General features: G+C 60.4%; 21 protein-coding genes. 3 read left to right on the top strand and 18 right to left on the bottom strand.

Annotated elements, in window-relative coordinates:
- Nucleotides 1–29: 29 nt before the first annotated feature.
- From M5B42_RS16290 to M5B42_RS16255, 8 genes are all read right to left on the bottom strand, one after another.
- Nucleotides 30–2,561: a sulfite reductase flavoprotein subunit alpha gene (locus M5B42_RS16290; RefSeq protein WP_248746404.1), complete on the bottom strand. Its 2,532-nt coding sequence runs from the start codon at nt 2,559–2,561 to the stop codon at nt 30–32.
- 173 nt (nt 2,562–2,734) lie between these two features.
- Nucleotides 2,735–3,142 carry a type II toxin-antitoxin system HicB family antitoxin gene (locus M5B42_RS16285; RefSeq protein ID WP_100941218.1) on the bottom strand — a complete coding sequence of 136 codons (408 nt, stop codon included), beginning with the start codon at nt 3,140–3,142 and terminating at the stop codon, nt 2,735–2,737.
- Complete coding sequence (locus M5B42_RS16280) at nt 3,111–3,335, bottom strand: type II toxin-antitoxin system HicA family toxin (RefSeq protein ID WP_100941219.1); 225 nt, start codon at nt 3,333–3,335, stop codon at nt 3,111–3,113. The genes M5B42_RS16285 and M5B42_RS16280 overlap by 32 nt, the downstream gene beginning before the upstream one ends.
- Nucleotides 3,336–3,515: 180 nt before the next feature.
- Nucleotides 3,516–4,679 (bottom strand): type III PLP-dependent enzyme, encoded by a 1,164-nt coding sequence (locus tag M5B42_RS16275; RefSeq protein ID WP_103494710.1) that lies wholly within the window; start codon nt 4,677–4,679, stop codon nt 3,516–3,518.
- 337 nt (nt 4,680–5,016) lie between these two features.
- On the bottom strand, nt 5,017–6,174 hold the full coding sequence (locus M5B42_RS16270; RefSeq protein WP_248746403.1) for a betaine/proline/choline family ABC transporter ATP-binding protein: 1,158 nt from the start codon (nt 6,172–6,174) through the stop codon (nt 5,017–5,019).
- The gene (locus M5B42_RS16265; RefSeq protein WP_248746402.1) at nt 6,171–6,824 is read right to left on the bottom strand and encodes an ABC transporter permease; all 654 of its coding nucleotides are present in this window, start codon (nt 6,822–6,824) and stop codon (nt 6,171–6,173) included. The genes M5B42_RS16270 and M5B42_RS16265 overlap by 4 nt, the downstream gene beginning before the upstream one ends.
- 9 nt (nt 6,825–6,833) lie before the next feature.
- Nucleotides 6,834–7,727, bottom strand: coding sequence for a glycine betaine ABC transporter substrate-binding protein (locus tag M5B42_RS16260; protein ID WP_248746401.1), 894 nt, complete (start codon nt 7,725–7,727; stop codon nt 6,834–6,836).
- Between the two features lie 20 nt (nt 7,728–7,747).
- Complete coding sequence (locus M5B42_RS16255; protein WP_103494714.1) at nt 7,748–8,464, bottom strand: ABC transporter permease; 717 nt, start codon at nt 8,462–8,464, stop codon at nt 7,748–7,750.
- Nucleotides 8,465–8,804: 340 nt separating this feature from the next.
- Here M5B42_RS16255 and M5B42_RS16250 point away from each other — a divergent pair, with 340 nt between their 5' ends.
- Both M5B42_RS16250 and M5B42_RS16245 read left to right on the top strand, forming a co-directional pair.
- On the top strand, nt 8,805–10,388 hold the full coding sequence (locus tag M5B42_RS16250) for a peptide chain release factor 3 (protein ID WP_248746400.1): 1,584 nt from the start codon (nt 8,805–8,807) through the stop codon (nt 10,386–10,388).
- Between the two features lie 304 nt (nt 10,389–10,692).
- Nucleotides 10,693–10,914, top strand: coding sequence for a hypothetical protein (locus M5B42_RS16245; protein WP_248746399.1), 222 nt, complete (start codon nt 10,693–10,695; stop codon nt 10,912–10,914).
- 114 nt (nt 10,915–11,028) lie between these two features.
- On the opposite strand, the gene M5B42_RS16240 is transcribed toward M5B42_RS16245, so the two are convergent.
- The 10 genes from M5B42_RS16240 to M5B42_RS16195 form a co-directional block, all read right to left on the bottom strand.
- On the bottom strand, nt 11,029–12,000 hold the full coding sequence (locus M5B42_RS16240; RefSeq protein ID WP_103494716.1) for a peptide ABC transporter ATP-binding protein: 972 nt from the start codon (nt 11,998–12,000) through the stop codon (nt 11,029–11,031).
- Complete coding sequence (locus tag M5B42_RS16235; protein WP_103494717.1) at nt 12,000–12,968, bottom strand: ABC transporter ATP-binding protein; 969 nt, start codon at nt 12,966–12,968, stop codon at nt 12,000–12,002. The genes M5B42_RS16240 and M5B42_RS16235 overlap by 1 nt, the downstream gene beginning before the upstream one ends.
- 10 nt (nt 12,969–12,978) lie before the next feature.
- Entirely contained in the window at nt 12,979–13,890 is a 912-nt protein-coding gene (locus tag M5B42_RS16230) for an ABC transporter permease subunit (protein ID WP_103494718.1), read from the bottom strand.
- 10 nt (nt 13,891–13,900) lie between these two features.
- Nucleotides 13,901–14,911 (bottom strand): ABC transporter permease subunit, encoded by a 1,011-nt coding sequence (locus M5B42_RS16225; protein WP_100941231.1) that lies wholly within the window; start codon nt 14,909–14,911, stop codon nt 13,901–13,903.
- A 76-nt stretch (nt 14,912–14,987) separates the two neighbouring features.
- Nucleotides 14,988–16,583: an ABC transporter substrate-binding protein gene (locus M5B42_RS16220; protein WP_248746398.1), complete on the bottom strand. Its 1,596-nt coding sequence runs from the start codon at nt 16,581–16,583 to the stop codon at nt 14,988–14,990.
- A 77-nt stretch (nt 16,584–16,660) separates the two neighbouring features.
- Nucleotides 16,661–18,079 (bottom strand): OprD family porin, encoded by a 1,419-nt coding sequence (locus tag M5B42_RS16215; protein WP_248746397.1) that lies wholly within the window; start codon nt 18,077–18,079, stop codon nt 16,661–16,663.
- 171 nt (nt 18,080–18,250) lie between these two features.
- Entirely contained in the window at nt 18,251–19,849 is a 1,599-nt protein-coding gene (locus M5B42_RS16210; protein WP_248746396.1) for an ABC transporter substrate-binding protein, read from the bottom strand.
- A 297-nt stretch (nt 19,850–20,146) separates the two neighbouring features.
- Nucleotides 20,147–21,772 (bottom strand): ABC transporter substrate-binding protein, encoded by a 1,626-nt coding sequence (locus M5B42_RS16205; RefSeq protein WP_248746395.1) that lies wholly within the window; start codon nt 21,770–21,772, stop codon nt 20,147–20,149.
- A gap of 257 nt (nt 21,773–22,029) precedes the next feature.
- Nucleotides 22,030–23,631 (bottom strand): ABC transporter substrate-binding protein, encoded by a 1,602-nt coding sequence (locus M5B42_RS16200; protein WP_248746394.1) that lies wholly within the window; start codon nt 23,629–23,631, stop codon nt 22,030–22,032.
- A 100-nt stretch (nt 23,632–23,731) separates the two neighbouring features.
- Complete coding sequence (locus M5B42_RS16195) at nt 23,732–24,442, bottom strand: SIMPL domain-containing protein (RefSeq protein WP_103494724.1); 711 nt, start codon at nt 24,440–24,442, stop codon at nt 23,732–23,734.
- A gap of 435 nt (nt 24,443–24,877) precedes the next feature.
- Between M5B42_RS16195 and M5B42_RS16190 the strand changes: the two genes are divergently transcribed.
- The gene (locus M5B42_RS16190; RefSeq protein WP_248746393.1) at nt 24,878–26,188 is read left to right on the top strand and encodes a hypothetical protein; all 1,311 of its coding nucleotides are present in this window, start codon (nt 24,878–24,880) and stop codon (nt 26,186–26,188) included.
- The last annotated feature ends 42 nt before the right edge of the window (nt 26,189–26,230 follow it).

Genomic DNA, 26,230 nt, shown 5'->3' with positions numbered 1-26,230 from the left:
AACGATAACGCGGTGTCTCGGTGTAGCCGTCAGTACACATCCCGCCGATAACGTCCTTGCTCGATCAATTGCTCGACGGCCTCGGCCCCGAGCAACTCCAGCAGCACCTGATCGACCCCCGTCGCCATCCCCTGCAAGCTGCCGCAGATATAGATCGCCGCACCGTTCGCCAGCCATTGGCGCAGTTCATCCGCCGCTGCGCGCAGGCGATCCTGGACATAGATCTTTTCTGCCTGGTCACGGGAAAACGCCAGGTCCAGGCGCGCCAGGTCACCGCTGGCCAGCCAGCCTTTCAGTTCTTCCCCGCAGTGGAAGTCATGGGCGATATTGCGCTCGCCGAACAACAACCAGTTGTCCCTCTGGCCATCGGCAATGCGCGCCTTGAGCAAGCTGCGCAAGCCTGCCAGGCCCGTACCGTTGCCCAGCAGAATCAACGGGCACGGCGCCGTCGGCAAATGGAAACCACTGTTGCGCCGCAGCCGCAGGCTGATACCGGCGCCCGGCGCCGCATGCTCGGTCAACCACCCGGAACCCAGGCCCAGGCTGCCATCAGCGTGGCGCTCCTGGCGCACGATCAACTCCAGTTGCCCATCGCTTTCAATGGAGGCGATGGAGTATTCGCGCGGGCTCAGCGGTATCAGCGCATCCACTAGGGCCTGGGCATGCAGGCCGACCAGATGAGCCCGGTTCTCCGGCAACTGGCGTGCTCCCAGGGCCTGGGCGAGGCTTTCCTGCAAACCGTCGAGTTGTACCGGAGTGTCGGCGTCAAGTCCGAGTCCGGCGAGGAAGCGTTCCACTGCCAGGGCACTCTGGCGTGGGAGGATTTCCACCAGGTCACCGGCTTGCCATGGGGTCGCCGTCTCGGTCGTCAGGCCCAGCAGGTAGACGGCGGAACCGGCGCTGCCCGGGTTGAGCAGGTCGCGCTGGCGCAAGGTCCAGTTGGCGAAACCCGGTGCCTGCCAGGCCACCGGAGGCGTGCCGCCGGTCAGTTGGTTGAGTTGCTGTTGCCAATAGCGCAGGGCGTAGGGATCGCCGTTGTCGACTTCGACCGGGGCGAACAGGGTATTGCCGCCACGCGCTTCCAGCCACCGATGCAGGCGTTGGGCGAAACCGCAGAAGTGTTGGTACTGCCGGTCGCCCAGGGCCAGTACCGAATAGTTCAGGGTGCCGAGGGACAGCGGCTGGCCGAGTACCTTGCGTTCGAAACCGCGCGCACTGTCCGGTGCCTCGCCGTCGCCGAAGGTGCTGACGACAAACAGCGCATGCTGCGACTCGCGCAGGTCCCGCTCATTGATGTCGGCCAGCGGGCTGACCCGCACCGGCACGCCAGCGGCCTGCAACTGACCGGCACTCTGCCAGGCCATCTGTTCGGCGAAACCGCTCTGGCTGGCAAAACCGATCAGCCAGGCGGAGGTCTCGCCGTCTTGTGGCTCCAGGTCCAGGCGGGCTTGCTTGACCTGGCGTTTCTTGCGCCGCCGATCGAGGTACAGCAGCCAGCCGGTGACGAAGAACAGCGGCATGGTCAGGCTCGACAGGGTCAGCAGGACTCGCCCGGTGATCCCGAAGTAGCCGCCGGTGTGCAGCGCGTAGAGGCTGGTCAGCAACTGTGCCTTGAAGCTTTGGTCGGCGTAGCGCAGCTGGTCGCTGATCACACCCGTGGCCGGGTCCAGGTTGATCTGGTTGAGGGCCCGCTCATGGGGCGAATCCTTGAGCAGGTAGTAGACCGTCGCCGGTTGCCCGGCCACCGCCGGCATGCGGATGTTGTAGGCGCTGAGGTCGGGGCCCGTGGCCCGCTGGATACTGGCCCAGATCGCGTCGTAGTCGGCGCTTGGCGCCGGGCCGCTGGATGCCGGTTTGCGCTGCCCACCGCCGCGATGCTGGATCGGTGAGTCGGCCAGCAGTTTGTTCAGCCCGTCGCTGTACCACTCGTAGGACCAGAACAGGCCGGTCAGCGCCGACAGCAGGTAGAGCAGCAGGCACCAGGTGCCGGCGACCGCGTGCAGGTTCCAGTTGAAGGCGCGACCTTTTTTCGCCCGGTCGAGGGTCAGCCAGACCCGCCAGTTCAGGGCCTGGCGCGGCCAGCGCAGATAGAGCCCGGAAAGGCAGAAGAACAGCAGCATCAGGGTGCATGCGCCGGTGATCTGCCGGCCGGTATCGCCCAGGGCGAGAAAACGGTGCAGTTGCAATACCAGGGCGAAGAAGTCCTGGCCTTGCGCGTCACCCTGGTACTCGCCGGTGTAGGGGTCGAAATAGCGCATCTGCCCACGGCGTTCACCGGGCGCGGGTGTGAAGGCGACCCGCGCGGCGTTGTCGCCATGGGGGGAAACCCAGAGCATGGCGACGGTCTTGCCTTCGCGGGCTTCGAGCCTGCGCACCAGTTCGGCGGGGGGCAGGGCTTCAGCGTGCTCCGGTACTTCGAGTTGCAGGACGTCGGGGTTGAGCAGGCCTAGCAGTTCGTCCTGGAACGACACCATGGCTCCGGTAATGCCCATGAAAGCCAGCACCAGCCCGGCAGTGATGCCGAACAGCCAGTGCAATTGGAACAGTGTTTTCTTCAACACGGCGACCGCCTTGCTTTCTCGAAGTGATTCTCACGGCGTGCATTATGCCGTGTGTTTGTGAGAATGCGACGAATTCATATTAACGGCGTTTTTTTCGTGTGACAAAACGGACAAAAGCCCCGTTCCTGAGCAGGAGCGGGGCTTGGGTCGATGCACGAGCGGGTGGGTTGGGCTCAGGCGCCTTGCAATATGCGTAAGGCCGCCGTGGCCAGGAAGCCCGACCGACTCTTCTGCTCGGGATGATTGCGCACGTAAGCGTCGATACGGCTCAACAGGTAACCGGGCAAGGTGATATTGAGTTTTTCCGACTTGCCCAGGTACTGGGTGATATCGATGTCCACCAGTGCCCAGATGCAACCTGCGTAGTCCGGGTTTTTCGCGTGCTGGGTCACGGTGCCCGCCCGAGGGATGGGCGCGTCGTCCTCGGCGAGAATTTCCAGGTGTCCTTCGATGGCTTCACGGGCCATGGCCAGGGCATCGTCCAGGTCCTCGCCCGCCGAGAAGCAGCCCGGAATATCTGGAACCTCTACGCCCCAGGCGTGTTGCTCGTCACCGGGTTGAATCGCAATGGGGAAAAGCATGATGGTCTCCTGCTTGCAACTGTGCTTGTTTCAGGATGCTGTTGACTGTCTTGGTCAGTAGGTCCTTCTTCGGATGGGGGATGGTCACCAGCCCTGGCTTGTACAGGTGCTTGAAATGGTGGTGACTGCCCTTGATCCTGACCAGATACCAACCGTCCGCTTCGATAAGCCTGATCAGCTGTCGGCTATTCAAGACGACGTTCCTTGTCGTTGGGGTTTGGTGGTTACTGTACCCACCAAATTCCACAGGGCAACAGTACACCGCTTCGAAAGGTTTTGCAGCATGTGAAATAGAAAAGGCCCGTGAGGGTTCACGGGCCTTTCGGGAGCAACGCGCGGTGTCCGCAAGGCCGCCTTTCAGCGGCCCGGCGCATCACACGTAGAAGGATTTCAGCGGCGGGAAGCCATTGAATTCCACGGCGCTGTAGCTGGTGGTGTAGGCGCCAGTGGACAGCCAGTACAGGCGGTCGCCGATGGCCAGGTTCAGGGGCAGGCCGTACTTGTAGTTTTCATACATGATGTCGGCGCTGTCGCAGGTAGGGCCGGCGATGACCACTTCTTCCATCTCGCCTTTCTTCTCGGTCCAGATCGGAAACTTGATCGCCTCGTCCATGGTTTCGATCAGGCCGGAGAATTTGCCCACATCCGTGTACACCCAGCGCTCGACGGCGGTACGGGATTTACGCGCGACCAGTACCACTTCGCTGACCAGGATACCGGCGTTGGCGATCAGCGAACGGCCCGGTTCCAGGATGATTTCCGGCAGGTCGTCGCCGAAGTCTTCCTTGAGGAAACGGATGATTTCTTCCGCGTAGGTTTCCAGGCTGTTGGTACGGGTGATGTAGTTGGCCGGGAAGCCGCCACCCATGTTGATCAGCTTCAGGTGGATGCCGTCTTCTTCCTTCAGGCGTTCGAAGATCACCTTGACCTTGGCGATCGCCGCGTCCCAGACGCTGATATCGCGCTGCTGCGAACCGACGTGGAAGGACACGCCGTAAGGCACCAGGCCCAGGTCGCGGGCGAGGATCAGCAGGTCCATGGCCATGTCGGTCTGGCAGCCGAACTTGCGCGACAGAGGCCAGTCAGCGGTGGTCGAGCCTTCGGTGAGGATGCGCACATAGACTTTCGAGCCCGGGGCGGCCTTGGCGATATTGCGCAGGTCGGCTTCGGAGTCGGTGGAGAACAGACGCACGCCCTTCTCGTAGAAGTAGCGGATGTCCTTGGATTTCTTGATGGTGTTGCCGTAGCTGATACGGTCGGGGGTGACGCCCTGGCCCAGGACCTTGTCCAGCTCGTAGATCGACGCGATGTCGAAGCTGGAGCCTTTCTTGTTCAGCAGGTCGATGATCTCGACAGCCGGGTTGGCCTTGACGGCGTAATAGACCTTGGCGAATTCGAAACCGGCGCGCAGGTCATCGTAGGCCTGGCTGATCATCGCGGTGTCGATCACCACGAACGGGGTTTCTTGCTGGTCGGCGAACGCCTTCATTTTGTCAAAAGTGGCGCGCGCGAAATAGTCTTCGACCTGAATCGACATGCTGGGAACTCCTACTGGCAAACTAGATTGATCAATGGGTGCAAATGAACGTCCTCCGTATCCCCACTTTGGTTCGCCTACTTCCCAAGGCATGTCGCCGAAAGCAAAAAGGCCATGGGAACAACCGCTTCCCTTGGCCTTGCTGTCTCGTCGTCAGTACTTGAGCCGGATGGATCGTTTCCAGCATGGACGTTCGGCGCGAACTTTAGGACTTGAGGGGCTTGAGATCAACTAAAAATGTCGCGTTTTTACACGCGCCCGTCGCGTAGCCCGGATCAGTCACCTGTTTAACCGACCCGGATGACAGTCTGATGTTCCCGATCACTGACCGATGGTCTCAGGCCATGGCCACTTCAGCGGGCGAGACGATACTGGTCTTGGCCCCGCGCGAACGCCCGGAACTCAGGTAGGCGGCAATCGACTCCTGGGTCACTTCGCCAAGGAACACCCGCTCGGCGTCCATCACCGGCAGCCACGAACGATTGAACTCGTACATCCGCGACAACAGGATGCGCAGGTGCTCGTCGTAGGCCGCCGTGGCGTTGAACTCGCGCAGGAACTGCGCGCAGGTCCCGGTCTGACGGTGCAGGTCGCGACGTCTTACATAACCCAACGCCTTGTTCCCGGCGTCGGTGACCACCACGTAGCGACGGTCATGTTCGTCCATCAGTTCCAGGGCATCGGCCACCGGGGTCTCCGGGCTTACCGAGGGAGCGTTGTCCGCCGCGTCTTCGGCTTTCACCAGCAGCAGGCGCTTGAGGGTGCTGTCCTGGCCGACAAAACTGCTGACGAAATCGTCGGCCGGGTGGGCCAGCAGGGTGTCCGGGTGGTCGATCTGCAACAGCTTGCCGGCGCGGAAGATTGCGATCTTGTCACCCAGCTTGATGGCTTCGTCGATATCGTGGCTGACCATGATCACGGTCTTGTTCAGCGCCCGCTGCATCTCGAAGAACTCGTTCTGGATCATCTCGCGGTTGATCGGGTCGACCGCGCCGAACGGTTCATCCATCAGCAGCAATGGCGCATCGGCCGCCAGGGCGCGGATCACACCGATCCGCTGTTGCTGTCCACCGGACAACTCACGGGGGTAGCGATGCAGGTACTGCTTGGGCTCCAGCTTGATCATGCTCATCAACTCGCGGGCGCGGTCGTGGCATTTCTGCTTGTCCCAGCCCAGCAGTTTCGGCACCACCACGATGTTTTCCTCGATGGTCATGTTGGGGAACAGGCCGATCTGCTGGATCACATAACCGATATTGCGCCGCAGGGTCACCTCGTCGAGGTCGGTGGTGTCTTCGCCGTTGATCAGGATCTTGCCCGAGGTGGGCTTGATCAGGCGGTTGATCATCTTCAGCGTGGTGCTCTTGCCGCAACCCGAAGGGCCGAGGAATACACAGATCTCGCCTTCGTTGACGGTCAGGCTCACGGAATCAACGGCGGTGATGGTCTTTCCGTTGCTTTGAAAGGTCTTGGTCAGGTTTTGAAGTTCGATCATTTGAGCAGTCCTTTTGGAGTCAGCGTGCGTTGCAGCCATTGCAGGAGCAGGTCGGCGGCGATGGCCAGGAGGCTGACCAGGACGGCACCGACGATCAGCATCGACATGTCACTGCGGCTGATGGCGGCCAGAATCAGTACCCCCAGGCCACCGGCACCGATGGTGGCGGCGATGGTCATGACACCGATATTCATCACCACGGCGGTGCGGACACCGGCGAGGATCACCGGCACCGCGATGGGCAGCTCGACCATGCGCAGGCGCTGGCCGAAGGTCATGCCGATGCCCCGCGCGGCTTCGCGGATACCCGGCTCGACACCGGTCAGGGCCAGGTAGGTGTTGCGCATGATCGGCAGCAGGGAATAGAGAAACACGGCGCTGATCGCCGGCAGCGGTCCCAGGCCCTGGCCGAACCTGGAGTAGAACGGCAGCAGCAGGCCGAACAGGGCGATGGACGGCACGGTCAACAGCACGGTGGCGCTGGCTTGCAGTGGCCCGGCCAGGGTGGGGAAGCGGGTCATCAGCACGCCCAGGGGGACGCCGACGACAATCGCGAGAATGACGGCGATGCCCACCAGGGTGATGTGCTGCCAGGTCAGATGCAGGACCTGTGTCCAGTCGAGATGGGAAAAGGCGTTGAGAAATTCCATGTCTTCTCCTCAGTTGATCGGATGTTGGCGCAGGAAATCGGCGGCCACGGCGAACGGGCTTTCATGGTCGACATCGACCCGCGCATTCAACTGGCGCATGGTGTCGTTGTCGAACAGCGCCGCCAGTGGCTTGAGATCGGCGGCCAGTTGCGGATGGGCGTCGAGATAGACCTGGCGCACCACCGGTGCGGCGGTGTAGTCCGGGAAGTAATGCTTGTCGTCGTCCAGCAGCTTCAATTTGAAGGCGTTGAGGCGACCGTCGGTGGTGTAGACCAGGCCGGCAAATACCTGGTCGTTGCGTAGCGCCGTGTAGACCAGGCCGGCGTCCATCTGCCGGGTGTTCTTGCGGGTCAGGTTCATCTGGTACAGCTTGACCATGCCGGCCATGCCGTCGGAACGGTTGGCGAACTCGGTGTCCAGGGCCACCAGGCGGTTTTCCTGGCTGTCTTCGGCCAGGGCCTGGGTCAGGTCGCTGATGCTGTTGATCCGCGGGTATTGCTTGGCCACCTTCTCCGGCAGGGCCAGGGCGTAGGTGTTACTGAACTTTGACGGCGCCAGCCAGACCAGGCCTTTTTTCGCGTCGAGCTCCTTGACCCTTACGTAGGACTGTTCGCTGTCGAGTTTTTCGTCGACATGGTTGTAGGCCACCAGCGACACGCCGGTGTATTCCCAGATCAGGTCCAGTTGCCCGCTTTCCTGGGCGCTACGCGCCAGGTTGCTACCCAGGCCGCCGGTCACCTGGGGGTTGTAGCCCTTGGTGCGCAGGTACTGGGCGGTGATTTCCGCCAGCAGGGTCTGTTCGGTGAAGACCCGGGCGCCGATGCGGATCAGCGGTTTTTCAGCGGCTTGCGCAATTCCCGTGCACAGCAGGACGCAGACCAGTATTGCAGTCAGTCTTTTCATGTTGATTCCTTTGCCGAGCCTTAAGACGGGCGCAACCCGCGTTCCAGCCAGAGGCGGCTGGTCATGGTCACCAGGCCGTCGAGCAGCAAGGCCAGCAGCGCGGTACAGGCGGCGCCGAGTAGCAGTTGCGGCTGATTGTTCAGGGCGATGCCGGGGAAGATCAGGCTGCCCAGGCTGTTGGCGCCGATCAGGAACGCCAGGGGCGCGGTACCGACGTTGATCGCCAGGGCCACCCGCACACCGCCGATGATGATCGGCACGGCGTTGGGCAGTTCCACCTGCAAGAGCACCTGGCGCGGGGTCATGCCGATGCCGACAGCGGCTTCTTTCAGGGAACCCTGGACGTTTTTCAGGCCTTCGTAGGTGTTGCGCACGATGGGCAGCAGGGAGGCGAGGAACAGGGCAAAGATCGCCGGGCCGCTGCCGATGCCCAGCACGCCGAGGGCGATGGCCAGTACGGCCAGGGGCGGGACGGTGTTACCGATATTGAAGATCTGCATGAAGCGTTCCGCGCGCCCGACCATGCTCGGTCGGCTCAGCAGGATACCGGCGGGAATCCCTACGATCAGGGCGGCAAGCATGGAGACAAGAACCAGGATCAGGTGAGCTTGCAGGTAAAACAACAAATCGTCGCGGTACAGTTCGATCGTGTTGATGCCAATCCAGTGGACCAGCAGGGCCAGGAGAGCGACGACAACCGCTCCTCCTATCAGCCCTTTGCCATAGCGAATAGCCACAGGCGGACTCCTTTATTTCAGTCGGCGAGCACATTCCCGAGCGGCAATGCCATTCCTGGCTGTCGGCGAATATGTTCGCGAAATGCAGCTCGTCACTGCCGGCAAAGCGGCAGGCGGTCGAGCCATAAGCGCAGCCTCGTCAGGCTGACTTGCAGGTATTTCAGCCCCCGGTACGATTCAGGTAGCAGGGGAGTGGACGCCTCCACCTTTTAAAAGGTTCCATGGTTGGCGGTATTTAGCCACCCTTGAAGTCACTGCAAACGGGTGAGCGGTGGTCCGTGGGCCTCGGTTTGCGCTATACTCGCCGCCCTTTTTTGACTCACCTGCCAGGCGATTTCCCATGACCCACCAGGCCGCCGAAGTCGCGAAACGCCGCACTTTCGCCATTATTTCCCACCCCGATGCCGGTAAAACCACCATCACCGAGAAGCTCCTGCTGATGGGCAAGGCGATCGCGGTGGCCGGCACGGTGAAATCCCGTAAATCCGACCGCCATGCCACCTCCGACTGGATGGAAATGGAAAAACAACGGGGTATCTCGATTACCACGTCGGTCATGCAGTTCCCGTATCGCGATCACATGATCAACCTGCTCGACACCCCGGGCCACGAAGACTTCTCCGAAGACACCTACCGCACCCTGACCGCGGTCGACTCGGCGCTGATGGTCCTCGATGGCGGTAAGGGCGTCGAGCCACGGACCATCGCCCTGATGGACGTCTGCCGCCTGCGCGACACGCCCATCGTCAGCTTTATCAACAAGCTCGACCGGGATATCCGTGATCCGATCGAACTGCTCGACGAGATCGAAGCCGTCCTGAAGATCAAGGCCGCGCCGATCACCTGGCCGATCGGTTGCTACCGTGACTTCAAGGGTGTTTACCACCTGGCCGACGACTACATCATTGTCTACACCGCCGGTCACGGGCATGAACGCACCGATGTGAAAATCATCGAGAAGCTCGACTCCGACGAAGCCCGTGCGCACCTGGGTGACGAGTACGAGCGTTTTGTCGACCAGTTGGAGCTGGTGCAGGGGGCCTGCCACGAGTTCAACCAGCAGGAGTTCCTCGACGGTCAGCTGACCCCGGTGTTCTTCGGCACCGCCCTGGGCAACTTCGGTGTTGACCACGTGCTGGACGCGGTCGTTGATTGGGCGCCGATGCCTCTGGCTCGAGTCGCCAACGAACGTACCGTGGAGCCGGTGGAAGAGAAGTTCGCCGGTTTCGTGTTCAAGATCCAGGCGAACATGGACCCCAAGCACCGCGACCGGATCGCCTTTATGCGCATCTGTTCGGGCAAGTACGACAAGGGCATGAAAATGCGCCATGTGCGGACTGGCAAGGACGTGCGGATCGGCGATGCGCTGACCTTCTTCTCCTCCGAGCGCGAGCAGTTGGAAGAGGCCTATGCCGGCGACATCATCGGCTTGCACAACCACGGCACCATCCAGATCGGTGACACCTTCACCGAGGGTGAGGCCCTGGGCTTTACCGGTATTCCGCACTTCGCCCCGGAACTGTTCCGTCGCGTGCGCCTGCGTGACCCGCTCAAGTCCAAGCAACTGCGCCAGGGTTTGCAGCAGTTGGCGGAAGAGGGCGCGACCCAGGTGTTCTTCCCCGAGCGCAGCAACGACATCATCCTCGGCGCCGTCGGTGTGCTGCAGTTCGATGTGGTCGCCAGCCGCTTGAAAGAGGAATACAAGGTCGAGTGCTCCTATGAGCCGATCACCGTGTGGTCCGCGCGCTGGATCGATTGCAGCGACAAGAAGAAGCTCGACGAGCTGCGGGTCAAGGCCGTGGAAAACCTCGCGTTGGACGGCGGCGGTCACCTGACCTACCTGGCGCCGACCCGGGTCAACCTGGCGCTGATGGAAGAGCGCTGGCCGGACGTGAAATTCCGCGCGACGCGCGAACACCACTAAGGCGTTGCTCGCGGCGGTATTTGTCGCACCTTTGAAAAACCCGCTGCCCAGGCCGCGGGTTTTTTTATTATGGGCGTTGCAAAAAAATCGAGCTTAGGCAGCGCCGAGAAGGGTAATCAAAAAGATCTATATTCTTTTTGAGTCTAATTGTAATTCAGAATAATTCTATCGCCAGCCAGCAGTTTTCATCTAGCCAGTATGGAAAAGTCCGTTCAACGGGTCTAGGTTCAGACAAGTTGCCGTTGGCTTCTTGAAGTCGGCTGCAAGGTGCTGGTGATCTATCCACAGAGGGACGGAAGCGACGATGAAAATTTTTCAACGCAGCGTGCTGCTGATCAAGGTGCTGGTGTTGTTGATGGTGGGGGCTTCAAGTGCCTGGGCCAGTAATGCGGTGTCGGATCATGGAGCGGTTTCTCCTTCGAAATCCGCGGTGCACGCGCTTTACGCTGATGACACCGACAAAAAAGCCGATCCCGGGTCGGATGATCAAGGTGACAGTGATGAAGACAGTGACAGCGATAGCTGAGTCGCACGAATGAAAAAGCCCCTTGCGCCCAGCGAATAACTCGCTCGACGAAAGAGGCCGTACTACCGTTTTCAGCGCTCTCGCTTACTCAGGAGAGCGCTTTTTTGTTGCCCGTCAGCCGAGGAATTGCTCCGCGTAATGGCAGGCCACCTGACGTGAGTCGAGCTCACGCAAGGCCGGCTCTTCCGTGCTGCAACGCTCGGTGGCGTACGGGCAGCGCTTGTGGAAGGCGCAGCCGGACGGCGGATTGAGCGGGTTGGGCAGTTCACCGGCGATCTTGATCTTCGGCTTCAACGGGTCCGGGTGGATCGCCGGCGTCGCCGAGAGCAGGGCCTGGGTGTACGGGTGCAGGGGACGGGCGTAGATATCTTCCTTTGGCCCCATTTCCACCGGCCGACCGAGGTACATCACCAGCACCTGGTCGGCCACGTGACGGACCACCGCCAGGTTGTGGGAGATGAACACGTAGGCGGTGTTGAACTGCTGCTGCAGGTCCATGAACAGGTTCAGTACCTGGGCCTGGATCGAGACGTCCAGCGCCGAGGTCGGTTCGTCCGCCACCAGCACTTTCGGTTGCAGCATCATTGCCCGCGCCAGGGCGATCCGCTGGCGCTGGCCGCCGGAGAACATATGCGGGTAGCGATGATAGTGCTCTGGGCGCAAGCCGACCTGCTTCATCATCGCCTGGACTTTTTCCCGACGCTCGGCGGCGGACAGCTGGGTGTTGATCAGCAGCGGTTCACCCAACTGGTCGCCGATCTTCTGCCGAGGGTTGAGCGACGCGTAGGGGCTCTGGAACACCATCTGCACATCTTTGCGCAGTTGCTTGCGCTGGGCCTTGTTGGCGCCGGCGACTTCCTGCCCGGCGATTTTCAATGAGCCGGACGACGGCTCCTCGATCAGCGTCAGGGCCCGGGCCAGGGTGGATTTGCCGCAACCCGACTCGCCGACCACGGCGAGGGTCTTGCCGGCTTCCAGCTCGAACGACACGCCATTGAGGGCGCGCACCAGCGCATGGCCCTTGAACAGGCCACGGGAGACTTCGTAGTGACGGGTGAGGTCGCGGGCGGTGAGAACGACGGCCATTACGCCACCTCCTGGTTCAGCGGGAAGAAGCAACGGGCAAGGCTCTTGGCTTTCGGGTCCAGGGTCGGACGCTGCTGCCGGCAGCTTTCCTGCACGTAGGGGCAGCGCGGCGACAGCAGGCAACCCACCGGCCGGTCATAACGCCCGGGCACGATGCCCGGCAGGGTCGACAGGCGCTCGGCCCCCAGGCTGTGCTCCGGAATCGCCTTGAGCAGGGCTTCGCTGTACGGATGCGCCGGCACATCGAACAGGCCTGGCACCATGCCGACTTCCACGGCCTGGCCGGCGTACATCACGCAGACCCGCTGGGCGGTTTCGGCAACGACCGCGAGGTCGTGGGTGATCAACACCAGGCCCATGTTCTGCTCTTGTTGCAGGCTGAGCAGCAGGTCCATGATCTGTGCCTGGATGGTCACGTCCAGGGCGGTGGTCGGTTCGTCGGCGATCAGCAGCTTGGGTTCGCCGGCAATCGCCATGGCGATCGCGACGCGCTGGCTCATGCCGCCGGACAATTGGTGCGGGTAGGCGTCCATGCGGCTGGCGGCGCCCGGGATCTCGACTTTTTCCAGCAGCTCGATGGCACGCTTGCGTGCCGCCTTGCCGGACATCTTCAGGTGCAGGCGCAGCACTTCCTCGATCTGGAAACCTACTGTGTAGCTGGGGTTCAGCGCGGTCATCGGGTCCTGGAAAACCATCGCCAGGTCCTTGCCGACCACCTGCCGACGTTGCCGGGCGCTGAGCTTGAGCATGTCCTTGCCGTCGAAGCGCAGGGCGTCGGCGGTGACAATGCCAGGGTGCTCGATCAGGCCCATCAGCGCCATCATGGTCACGGATTTACCCGAGCCCGACTCGCCAACGATGGCCAGGACTTCGCCTTTGTCCACCGTGATGTCGAGGCCGTCGACAACCGGCACGGCGGTCTGGTCGCCGAAGCGAACGTTGAGATTCTTGATTTCTAGCAGTGACATGGGAATCTCCTCAGGCGGCGTTCTTGAGTTTCGGGTCCAGCGCATCGCGCAGGCCGTCGCCCATCAGGTTGATTGCCAGCACGCTGAGCAAAATGGTCAAGCCAGGCAGACTGACCACCCACCAGGCGCGCTCGATGTAGTCGCGGGCCGAGGCCAGCATGGTGCCCCACTCCGGGGTGGGCGGTTGTACGCCCAGACCGAGGAAGCCCAGGGCGGCGGCATCGAGGATCGCCGAGGAGAAACTCAGGGTGGCCTGGACGATCAGCGGTGCCATGCAGTTGGGCAGCACGGTGATGAACATCAGGCGCGGCAGGCTGGCACCGGCCAGGCGTGCGGCGGTCACGTAGTCACGGTTCAGTTCGCCCATGACGGCGGCCCGGGTCAGGCGCACGTAGGACGGCAGCGAGACGATGGCAATGGCGATCACGGTGTTGATCAGGCCAGGGCCGAGGATGGCGACAATCGCCACGGCCAGCAGCAGCGAGGGCAGGGCCAGCATGATGTCCATCAGGCGCATGATGGTCGGACCGAGGATGCGCGGGAAGAAACCGGCCAGCAGGCCCATGAAGATGCCCGGGATCAGCGACATCACCACTGAGGACAGGCCGATCAGCAACGACAGGCGCGAACCGTGGATCAGCCGCGAGAGCAGGTCGCGGCCCAGTTCGTCGGTGCCCAGCAGGTACTGGATCTGGCCGCTGGCAAGCCACGATGGCGGGGTCAGCAGGGCGTCGCGGAACTGTTCGCTCGGGTCGTGCGGGGCGACCCAGGGGGCGAAGATCGCGCAGAACACCACCAGCGACATGAACAGCAGGCCGGCGACAGCGCCTTTGTTCTTGGCGAAGTGCTGCCAGAATTCCTTGTACGGAGAGGGGTACAGCAGGCTTTGATCGACGGCGGTCGAAGCAATAGTAGTACTCATGATCTTGATCTCAGCGCTGGTGGCGGATGCGTGGATTGACAAGGCCGTAGAGGATGTCCACGACGAAATTGACCACAATCACCAGGCAGGCGATTAACAGGATGCCGTTTTGTACGACGGGGTAGTCCCGGGCGCCGATGGCTTCGATCAGCCATTTGCCGATACCGGGCCAGGAGAAGATGGTTTCGGTCAGCACGGCGCCGGCCAGCAGGGTGCCGACTTGCAGGCCGACCACGGTCAGCACCGGAATCAGCGCGTTGCGCAGGCCATGGACGAACACCACGCGCGCCGGCGACAGGCCCTTGGCCCGGGCGGTACGGATGTAGTCTTCGCGCAATACTTCGAGCATCGAGGAGCGGGTCATCCGGGCGATCACCGCCAGCGGGATGGTGCCCAGCACGATGGCCGGTAGGATCAGATGGTGCAGCGCATCCCAGAACGCGTCGGGCTGGTCGCTGAGCAAGGTATCGATCAGCATGAAGCCGGTTCTCGGCTCGATGTCGTAGAGCAGGTCGATGCGTCCGGACACCGGGGTCCAGCCCAGGCTCACGGAGAAGAACATGATGAGGATCAGGCCCCACCAGAAGATCGGCATCGAATAGCCGGCCAGGGAGATCCCCATCACCCCATGGTCGAACAGGGACCCTCGCTTGAGGGCCGCAATCACCCCGGCGAGCAGTCCGAGGACCCCGGCGAACAGCAGGGCGGCCATGGACAGTTCCAGGGTGGCGGGGAACAGCGTGGTGAACTCGGTCCACACGCTGGTGCGGGTACGCAGGGACTCGCCGAGGTCGCCATGGGCGAGCTTGCCGACGTAGTCGATGTACTGGGCATAAAGCGGCTTGTTAAGACCGAGGCGTTCCATCGCCTGGGCGTGCATTTCCGGGTCGACCCGGCGCTCGCCCATCATGACTTCCACGGGATCGCCCGGGATCATGCGAATCAACGCGAAAGTCAGCAACGTGATGCCGAAGAACGTGGGGATCAGCAACCCCAGTCGGCGGGCAATAAAACTAAACATCGTGTGGTGTACCTCATCAGCCGGTTAGGCGTGCTCATCAGTACCCGGGGTCGGGTACCGACGAGCGTTTGTTGTTCTACTTCACCTGGGTGGTGGCGAAGTTATTCGTGGATAGCGGGCTCATGTGGTAGCCCTCTACGTTCTTGCGCATAGCGGTAAACATCTTCGGATGGGCATCGTTCACCCACAGGACCTGGTTGTGCAGGATCTCCAGGGCCTGTTCATAGAGTGCGGCACGTTGGGCGGGTTCAGTCTTGGCGCGAGCCTGGTCGATCAGCGCCTGGAACTGAGGATTGCACCAGCGGCTGTAGTTTTCGCCGTTTTTCGCCGCTTCGCAACTCAATAGCGGGCTGAGGAAATTATCCGGGTCGCCGTTGTCCCCGCTCCAGCCGGCGGAGACCATGTCGTGCTCGCCTTTTTTCGCACGTTTGAGCATCTCGGCCCACTCCATGACGCGGATATCGAGCTTGATGCCGACCTTGGCCAGGTCGGCCTGCATCAGTTGCGCGCCGAGTTGCGGGTTCGGGTTGGTCGGGCCGCCGCCGTTGCGAGTATAGAGGGTAAAGACCGTGCCTTCGGGGACGCCGGCTTCCTTGAGCAGGGCGCGAGCCTTGTCCAGGTCCTGGGCCGGGTTCTTCAGCTTGTTGTTGTAGCCCAGCAGGGTCGAGGGGTAGGGATTCACTGCGGGGATGGCATTGCCCTTGCCGTACAGGGTGTCGACGTAGTTCTGCTTGTCCAGGGCCAGCTCGATGGCCTGGCGCACCCGCACATCGCTCAGGTACTTGTGTTCGGTGTTGATCGATACGTAGCCGGTGGCCATGGCCGCCATCTCATCGATCTTCAGGTTCGGATCGGCCTTGATGTTCGGCACGTCATCGGGTTTGGGGTACAGGGCGACCTGGCACTCGTTGGCCTTGAGCTTCTGCAGGCGGGTGTTGTTGTCGACGGTGATGGCCAGGATCAGGCTGTCCGCCGGCGGCTTGCCACGGAAATACTCCGGGTTGGCCTTGAAGCGGACCTGGGCGTCCTTGGCATAGCGCTGGAAGATGAACGGGCCGGTGCCGATCGGTTTGCTGTTGAGTTCGTCGAGCTTGCCGGCCTTGAGCAACTGGTCGGCGTATTCGGCGGAGTGGATCGAGGTGAAGGCCATGCCCAGGTCGGACAGGAACGGTGCTTCTGGACGATTGAGGGTGAAGCGCACGGTCAGGTCGTCGACTTTCTCGACGCTTTTGAGCAGGTTCTGGAAGTCCATGCTCTCGAAATACGGAAAACCGACGGTGGACGCTTTATGCCATGGGTTATTGGGATCCAGTTGACGCTGGAAGCTCCAGACCACGTCGTCGGCGTTCAGCTCGCGGGTCGGCTTGAAGTAGTCGGTGGTGTGGAACTTGACACCCTTTCTCAGGTGAAAGGTGTATTGCAGGCCATCGGGGCTGATCTCCCAGCTTTCGGCTAGGGCCGGCTGGATCTCGGTGGTGCCGGGCTTGAAGTCCACCAGACGGTTGAACATTGTTTCAGCGGCGGCATCGCTGGTGACGGCGGTGGTGTAGAGCACCGGGTCGAAACCTTCCGGGCTGGCTTCGGTACAGACCACCAAGGGTTTGGCGGAAACACCGATAGCCACGCTGAACACGGCGGCCGCGATGGCGGCGCGCAGGGGAAGCTTCTTCATGTAAACCCTCCTTGATCGATTGAGCCAGATTAGTCGCTGGGACCGATTCGTCGAATCGGTCCCAGCGCAGTCAGGTGTCAGAGAATGTTGAATGGAATGGTGGTGACCAGGCGGAACTCGTTGATGCTGCCGTCGGCCTGGTTGGCCGTGGCACGGTGCGCGGTGTAGTTGGCGCGGATCGAAGCGGCCTTGAGCGGGCCGCTCTGGATGGCATAGGACGCGCCGATGCCATATTCGTAGTGCTTCTCGTCATGCATGCTCTTCACATCGGCGTAAGCGGTGCCGGTGTAGTGAGTCCCGTCGATGCCCCAGCCACGAGCCTGGTAGATATTGAACTTCAGCCCGGGAACACCGTACTCGGCCATGTTCAGGCCGTAGGCGATCTGGAAGGACTTCTCGTTCGGGCCGTTGAAGTCCGACAGCAGGGAGTTGGCCAGGTAGATACCGTTGGTTTCGTGCAGGTAGTCGAAGTACTCGTTACCGTCGATTTCCTGGTAGGAGAAGGTCAGGCTATGGGCCTGGTGGGTCAGTCCGAACGACAGCGAGTAGGCGTCGTTGTTGATTTCACCCATCTTCTTTTTGCCGGTGTCGAGGGTCTTGTAGTAGTTCAGGCCCGTGGTCAGGCCCAGGATCGAGCTGTCGCCCAGTTCATGGGTGGCACCGAAGTAGTACTGGTTCCAGAAGTCTTCGACGTTGGACACGTAGAGGCTGGTTTTCAGGCTCTTGAACGGCTGATAGTTGAGCCCCGCCATGTTGACGTGATCGGTCTCGACATCGATGTTGGTGTACTCGGAGCGGAATTTCGACAGGCTCTCTTCGGTTCTTGGCGACACCCGGTCAAAGGTGGCGGCGTCGAACGACAGGTTGTTGAACTCTTCGCTATGGATGCTCACGCCTTCGAAGCTCGAGGGCAGTACGCGGTTGGGCATCACATCGACGATCGGCGTGCTGTAGCTCTGCCGGCCGGCGGTCACGGTGGTGTTCGACACGCGGAACTTGACGTTGGCCAGGCCGAGCTTGCTCCACTGGCCCTGCGCGTCGCCGCCATCTTTGGTCAAGGTACGGTTGTTGCCCAGGCCGCCGACACCTGGAATCGGTGCGCCGCCATTGGCCGAAGCCAGGCGTTCGGTATCGCGTTCCAGGGCGACGACGTTATACATCGCCACTTCAGTGCTGACCCCAACAGTGCCCTCGGTGAAGCCGGAGTTGTACTTGACGATGGTGCCTTGCAGCCAGTTGATACGACGGTCGGTAGGGGTCAATACACCATGGTCGTTGTAGTGGAACTTGCCACCACGCTTGAGTTGCTCGTTGGCATACCAGTTGCGGGTCAGGCCGCTCAGGCTCTGATCTTCGAAAAAGCCCTTGGTCTGTTCCTGGGCATTGGTCGAACTCAGGCTCGTCGGTACGAAATCCTGACTCTGGGTTTCAGCGTGGGCCATCACGGTGGCGCTGCTGATCGCTAAAGCCAACAACGCTTTTTGAGAGAGTTTCAAGGTTAAAGCTCCTTATTTTCTTTTTTTAATACCGGCCTTCTAGGCTGGTCCGGCTTTTTTGGTGGACACATTATTTGCTTACGCAATCGTTTGCTTGGCAGGGTTTTGCCGAATTTCGGCTGCAAGTTTGTGTAGGGGCGAAATTCGCCCCCCACAGCGCGGGTCACGGTTTTATTGTTCGATACTGACGCCCGAGAATGTGTTCCGGCCAAAGGGACTGACCTTGAAACCTTCGACTCTGGTGCTCAGCGGCTGGCTGACCGTCGAATGGGCGATGGGTGTAATCGGCACCTGTTGCTTGAGCAACTGCTGGGCCTGTTGGTAGAGCGCCACGCGTTGATCGTGGTCGGTGATGAGTTTGGCCTGTTTGATCAGCTTGTCGTATTGCGGGTTGCACCACATTGAATAGTTGTTGCCGCCAATCGCGTCGCAACCGTAGAGGGTACCGAGCCAGTTGTCCGGGTCGCCATTGTCACCGGTCCAGCCGATCAGGCTGATGTCGTGTTCGCCATTCTTGGTACGTTTGATGTACTCGCCCCATTCATAGCTGACGATCTTCACCTTCAGGCCGATCTTCGCCCAGTCGGCCTGGAGCATTTCAGCCATCAGCTTGGCGTTGGGGTTGTACGGGCGTTGCACCGGCATGGCCCAGAGGGTGATCTCGGTGCCTTCCTTGACGCCGGCGGCCTTGAGCAGCTGGCGGGCTTTTTCCGGATTGTATGGCGCGTCCTTGATGCTCTCGTCGTAGGACCACTGGCTCGGCGGCATGGCGTTGACCGCCAGTTGCCCGGCGCCCTGGTAGACGGCATTGAGAATGCTCGGTTTGTTCACCGCCATGTCCAGCGCCTGGCGGACCTGGAGCTGGTCGAAGGGTTTGTGCTGCACGTTGTAGGCGATATAGCCGAGGTTGAAACCGGGCTTCTGGATGACCTGCAGCTTGGGGTCTTTCTTCAGCCCGTCGACATCGGCGGGGCGCGGGTGCAGGGTGATCTGGCATTCACCGCGCTTGAGTTTCTGCACCCGCACCGAGGCATCGGTGTTGATGGCGAAAATCAGCTGGTCGAGCTGGACCTTGTCCGGGTCCCAGTACTGCTTGTTGGCCACGTAGCGGATCTGCGCGTCTTTCTGATAACGCTGGAACACGTACGGTCCGGTACCGATGGGCTTCTGGTTGATCTCGCTGGGTCTGCCGGCGGCGAGCAACTGGTCGGCGTATTCGGCGGAGAGAATCGCGGCGAAGCTCATGGCGATATTCTGGATGAACGCGGCGTCGACCGAATTGAGGGTCATGACCACGGTCAGCGGCCCGGTCTTTTCGACCTTGGCAATGTTCTTGTTCAGGCTCATCCCGTTGAAGTACGGAAACTCGGTGGGGTAGGCCTTGCGAAACGGCTGCGCGGGATCGAGCATGCGGTTGAAGGTGAACACCACGTCGTCGGCGTTGAAGTCGCGGGACGGTGTGAAATAGGCGGTGGTGTGGAACTTCACGCCACGGCGCAGGTGGAAGGTATACACCAGGCCATCCGCTGAAATATCCCAACTTTCGGCCAGCGCCGGTGCGACGGAGGTCTCGCCCTTGACGAATTCCACCAGCCGGTTGTAGATCGGCTCGGCGGCATCGTTGTCGGTGGCGGTGGTGTACTGCGCGGTGTCAAACCCGGCCGGGCTGCCCTCGGAGCAGAACACCAGGCTGCCGGCAGCCTGGGCAAAAGGGGCACCCGCCCACAGGGCGGCTCCCACCAAAGCGGATAAAGTGAAGGTCTGGCGCATGACGGTCCCAATCCTTTTGTTATTGTCATCGGCGAACGATGGCCGTGTTGGGAACACGGGAACTCTCGCCGATCAAGTCAGTGAATGCAGCAATGCCGCTCGTGAACGCATGTCAGCGAAGTCTTGACGTTACGAGGCCAAGTCGATGCGGTAAATGCGTAGAGCCTTAGAGAGCTGTAGGAAAACTCTGTGCAGCGGTCATCCGTTTGCGTGTTTCCGCCGACGGATTCCGGACAATTCCTGCAATTCTGGCGGGGAGGCGAAGACAACGTCCTAGGACGCTGTCTTCGCGCAACCTCACTTGCTGACGCTGACGCCGTAGAAGGAGTTCAAGCCGAACGGGCTGATCTTGAAGTCCTGCACCTTGGCGCTCATGGGTTGGTACACCGTCGAGTGTGCGATAGGTGTATAGGGGACTTGGTCTTTGAGGATGTGTTGTGCCTGCTTGTACAGCTCGGTGCGTTTGCCCTGGTCGGCGGTCGACTTGGCTTCCTTGATCAGGTCCTCGAAAGGTTTGTAGCAGAACTTCGAGAAGTTGTTGCCGTTGACCGCATCGCAGCCGAACAGCACGCCCAGCCAGTTATCGGGGTCCCCATTGTCACCGCTCCAGCCGATCAGCATGGCTTGCTGCTCGCCACCCTTGGCCCGCTTGAGGTATTCGCCCCACTCGTAGCTGACGATCTTGACGTTGAGGCCGATGTTCTTCCAGTCGGACTGGAGCATTTCAGCCATCAGCTTGGCGTTGGGGTTGTACGGACGCTGGACCGGCATGGCCCACAGGGTGATCTCGGTGCCTGGCTTGACGCCGGCTTCCTTGAGCAGTTCCTTGGCTTTTTCCGGATCGTACTTGGCGTCCTTGACGGTGGTGTCGTAGGACCATTGGGTCGGCGGCATGGCATTGACGGCCAGTTGGCCGGCGCCCTGGTAGACCGATTCGATGATCTGCTTCTTGTTCACCGACATGTCCAGCGCTTGGCGTACGCGCAGGTCAGCCAAGGGGTTGGCGGCGGTCTGGTCCTTGAGGACCGGCATCACGTTGTAGGCGATGTAACCCAGGTTGAAGCCGGCCTGTTCAGGCATCTTCAGGCTGGTATCGGCCTTGAGCGGGGCGATGTCGGCCGGACGTGGGTAGGCGGTGATCTGGCATTCGCCTTTCTTGAGCTTCTGCGCGCGTACCGACGGGTCGGTGGTGATGGCGAAGATCAGGTTGTCGACCTTGACGTCTTCAGGCTTCCAGTAGTCCTTGTTCCCGGTGTAGCGGATGTTGGAGTCTTTCTGGTAGCTCTTGAACACGAACGGACCGGTGCCGATCGGCTTCTGGTTGATGTCGCTGGCCTTGCCTTCCTTGAGCAGCTTGTCGGCGTACTCGGCGGACTGGATCGAGGCGAAGCTCATCGCCAAGTCCTGGATGAACGCGGCGTCCACGGTTTTCAGGGTGAACTTGACGGTCTTGTCGTCGAGTTTTTCCACCTTGGTGATGTTGCCGTCCATGCCCATGTCGGTGAAGTACGGGAATTCGGTCGGGTACGCCTTGCGGAACGGCATGTCCTTGTCGAGCATGCGGTTGAAGGTGAACAGCACGTCGTCGGCGTTGAAGTTACGCGTCGGCTTGAAGTAGTCGGTGGTGTGGAACTTGACGCCTTCACGCAGATGGAAGGTGTAGCTCAGGCCGTCCGGGGTCACGTCCCAGCTGGTCGCCAGGCCAGGAATCACGGCGGTGCCGCCACGTTCGAACTGGCTCAGACGGTTGAAGACGGTTTCCGCGGAGGCGTCGAAGTCGGTTCCGGCGGTGTACAGGCCTGGATCGAAACCGGCCGGGCTCCCTTCGGAGCAGAACACCAGGTTAGTCGCGGCGACGGCGAACGGTGCGCTGGCCAAGAGGCCTGCGCCGACTAAAAACGGAATGACTGCTTTTTTAAGCATGGTGGCCTCATGATTTGTTGTCATTTTTGGTTTTGAGGACGACCTCGTGAGTCGACCTGCGGATACTTATGCAGGCCCCATACCCATTGCAAGATGCAGAGACGTGCGAAGCCTCAAAGAGTGGCACGAACGTACACGAATGTCGCATATGTGTAAATTCTGACGCATTTGACAGGTTTCGAGGGTTTTTTCAGGTGCGCGGGGCGCACTTCAAGCGGGCAACCGGGGCGTCTGGCGCACCCGGTTGGGGCGTTAAGTTACTGGCCCAGGCTCACGCCGTAGAAGGGTGTCAGGCCGAAAGGGCTGATCTTGAAGTCGTGCACTTCCTTGCGCATCGGCTGGAACACCGTCGAGTTGGCGATCGGGGTGATCGGCACCTGTTCCTTGAGGACTTTCTGCGCCTGCTGGTAGAGCTTGACCCGTTCGTCATGGTTGCTGCTGAGCTTGGCTTTCTGGATCAGTTGATCATAGGCCGGGTCGCACCATTTCGCGTAGTTGCTGCCCTTGACCGCGGCACAGCTGTAGAGCACGCCGAGCCAGTTGTCCGGGTCGCCGTTGTCGCCGGTCCAGCCGTAGATCATGACGTCATGCTCGCCGTTCTTGGCGCGCTTGATGTACTCGCCCCACTCATAGCTGACGATATTGGCCTTGATCCCGACCTTGGCCCAGTCGGCCTGGATCATCTGCGCCGACATCCGCGCGTTGGGGTTGGAGGCCCTTTGCACGGTCATCGCCCACAGGTCGATGCTGGTGCCTTCGGCCACGCCGGCTTCCTTGAGCAGCGCGCGGGCCTTGGTCGGGTCGTAGGGCGCGTCCTTGATGGTCGGGTCATAAGACCACTGGCCTGGTGGCAAGGCGTTCTGCGCCAGTTGGCCGGCGCTCTGGTAGACGGCCTTGATGATCGCCGGCTTGTCGATGGCCATGTCCAGGGCCTGGCGGACCTTCAGCTGGTCCAGGGGCTTGTGGGTCACGTTGTAGGCGAGGAAGCCGAGGTTGAAACCTGGCTGCTGGAGCACCACCAGGTTCTTGTCCTGCTTCATGATCTCGATATCGGCCGGGCGCGGGTAGCCGCTGACCTGGCATTCCCCGGCCTTGAGTTTTTGCAGGCGGGCGGCGGCATCCGGGGTGATGGCGAAGATCAGGTTATCGAGTTTGACGTCCTCGGGTTTCCAGTAGTTCTTGTTGGCCACATAGCGGATCTGCGAGTCCTTCTGGTAGCGCTTGAACACGAACGGCCCGGTTCCCACCGGCTTCTGGTTGATGTCGGCGGCGCGACCTTCCTTGAGCAGCTTGTCGGCGTATTCGGCGGACTGGATCGAGGCGAAGCTCATGGCCAGGTTCTGCACGAAGGCGGCGTCGATATGGTTCAGGGTGAAGCGCACGGTCTGCTCGTCGAGTTTTTCGACGTTCTTGATCGTGGTGTTGAGGTCCATATCGCTGAAATACGGCGATTCCGAAGGGTAGGCCTTGCGGAACGGATGATTGGCATCGAGCAGGCGCTGGAAGGTGAAGAGCACGTCTTCGGCGTTGAAGTCGCGGCTCGGCTTGAAGTCGTCGGTGGTGTGGAACTTCACGCCGGAGCGCAGATGAAAGGTGTAGCTCAGGCCGTCCGGAGCAACGTCCCAACGGGTGGCCAGGCCGGGCTCGACCTCGGTGCCGCCGCGCTTGAACTGGGCCAGGCGGTTGAACACGGTTTCGGCCGAGGCGTCGAAGTCGGTGCCGCTGGTGTACTGGCTCGGGTCGAATCCGGCGGGGCTGGCTTCGGAGCAGTAGACCAGGGTCGAGGCCGCCTGGGCCAAGGGTGTACAGGCGAGCAGGGTGGCCGCCAGCAACAGCGGTTTGAAGGCAATCTTTTCCATTGAAAAGCCTCGAAGGTGCGTAATAGAGCGGGGAGGGTTCCGACTCTAGCACGGCCTATCGAGGCCTTGGTGCCGACAATACGGGGTCAGTGAAGAGTGGTTACTGCTGGACCTCGATCACCCCCTCGGCATTCATGTTGACTTGTGCCTTGCCGGCTTCCACGTCCGGTGTCGGCGCGGCATCCATGGCTGGGGCTTTCATCATCATCATCGCGCCACGGGCGAACGGCTGTGGATAACCGTTGCTGCTGAGGTTCAGGTTGACGATCTTGTAGCTCTTGCCGCCCAGGGCCTCGGTGGCCAGTTGGGCACGTGCCTTGAACGCAGCGATGGCTTCCTTGAACAGGGCATCCTCGCTGGTCTTGCGGGTGGCGGTGGAAATGGCGAAGTTCATGCTTTCCATTTTCAGGTCCTGCATCAACTCACCGGTCAGCTTGGACAGCGCGGCGAAGTCGGCGCTTTCCAGGCGCAGCTCGGCGCGTTCGCGCCAGCCGGTGATCTTCTGGGTCTTGTTGTCGTAGATCGGGTAGCTGTTGCGGCTGCCCTGGCGCAGGGTGATTTCCTTGACCGCCTTGGCCTGGCCCAGTGCCTTGTTCAGGGTGGTGGTGATATCGGCGGCGAGCTTGGCCGGATCGCTGTTCTGCGCCTCGGTATAGAGGGTCACGATCATCAGGTCGCGGTCCACTTCCTGGCTGGCTTCGGCACGCAGGGAAATCTGGTTGTAGTGCGGCTCGTCGGCGGCCAGGGCCGGCAGGCTGGCCAGGGTACTGAGGCTGAGGGCGAGAAGGGCGGCGCGGCGCGTGAAGTGCATAAAGGCTCCTTGGGATTCGATGCGCGGGTGGTGTCGGGCAGTCCCGCGTGCAGGCATCAGACTACGCCGGGATTGTCCGGTTCGCGTCGTTACAACTTCAATACATATAGCGGCCACTGCCCACGAGGTTGCGCTGTTTTTACCCGTGGGGGCAGATCGACACAAGGCGGCTTTTCACCGTGCTGGCGGCATTCAACGCTTGTCCGTCGGTAGCGCAGGGAGTGGTTGCGCGTCTCATGGACGACTTTGAGCAAAGACAGAGAATGCACAAATTATACGAGAAAATTTATGTCTTTATACTTAGATCAATCGCTGATCGTTAATAAGGGTTTTTATATCTAATCCATCTAGTGAACTGTCATTTCTGACAGGTGACGATTTACTATCAGGCGCGTTAATGTCTTTTCTTCGTCAATCCTTATGGAGGGTTAATATATGACTGGTTCAAATGATTCAAGCGAAAAAGCAGAGGTTCGGGGTAGCCTGGACTATACGTTTGGTGTGGCCGGTAAAGTTTATTTGTTTGATGGCACCGGAGTTTATCTGCAGCCCTGCGCTACTCATATACTCCCAGACGGAAAAATACTGTGCGCAGCCTACTCGGTTCAGCTTCAGACGACCTATCTGATCAGGCTTGATGATCGGGGTGTTGTAGATGCAAGTTTTGGTAGTGCGGGGATTTCTCGATTTAAGTTGTCTGATTTTTTTCCAGGGGTGGGGCTGGCGCAACCTTATAATGTGAAATTTGATGTTGATCGTAATAAGGTTGTGATGGGTTTCTTTGTCGGTGATGGATCTAATACCGGAGTCACTGGGTTGGCAAGGTTTGAGTTGAATGGGAATTTAGATGAGGATTTCGGGATTGACGGGGTAATGATCTGGAGCTATGAAGGTACAAGCAATGTTCCGTGGGCAGCGGTTTCACCTGATGAGGAGGCTATACGAAACGCCGGCTCCCGGAATTATGATGGGGCGATGGTGTTATTGGATGACGGCGGCGTCATGATTCTGTCCACTCTCCGTGTCGGTGCTTTTGATGTGACTTTTCTCACGAAAGTGGGTAATGATGGTTTCCTGGATAAAACATTTTGTGAAGTGGGATACAGGTATATTTCTCGAAATAATCGGCATGTCTGGGCCGAAGACCTTGTGCGCCAAGGTGACCATTTTCTGGTGGCAGTCACCTCTCGCTTTACTGGGGACGGGGAGTGGTTTATTGCCAGATATGATGCTGATGGTAATTTGGATACTCACTTTGCGAACGATGGTTACTATGATGGCCAGCCGAGTGTCAAAAACGTCATTTTGCCTAGGGTGAGCGACGCGAAATTGTATTTTGTCGGGACCTCTGCAAATACAGCCTCCCAGCATTTGTTCATTGTGCTCCAACGTCGTGGAATGGATGGCCAGGTGGATCCGCTTTTTGGAGAGCAAGGATGGGCTGGCTCTGTCGGTGGTCCAAACACGGCTGACACTGTCGTCTGGAAAGCGGCGCTCTATAATCCGCGATCAACCGTGGTCGTTGCAGGCTCTGTTGCACTTGCCTCTTCTGGCTTTAGTAAGGTTTTTATTGCCAGCCTCGAGCAGGATATGGGGTGGGACGGTACCTTTGGTAATGAGGGGGTTGTCATGTTCGACGGTGAGGCCATTATCAATGGGCTTTCTGTACAGCCGGACGGGAAAATTATCTTCATTTACAAAGTGGACCAGTCCGCCGCCTTTGCTCTGGTGCGATTGCATGGATAAACAGTGGCGTTCAGCCGGCCGTTGAATCGTTTTCCAATGACC

The sequence above is a fragment of the Pseudomonas sp. MWU12-2037 genome, assembly GCF_023242345.1.
GTDB lineage: Bacteria > Pseudomonadota > Gammaproteobacteria > Pseudomonadales > Pseudomonadaceae > Aquipseudomonas > Aquipseudomonas gingeri_D.
This window is presented reverse-complemented; position numbering and strand designations above follow the sequence as displayed.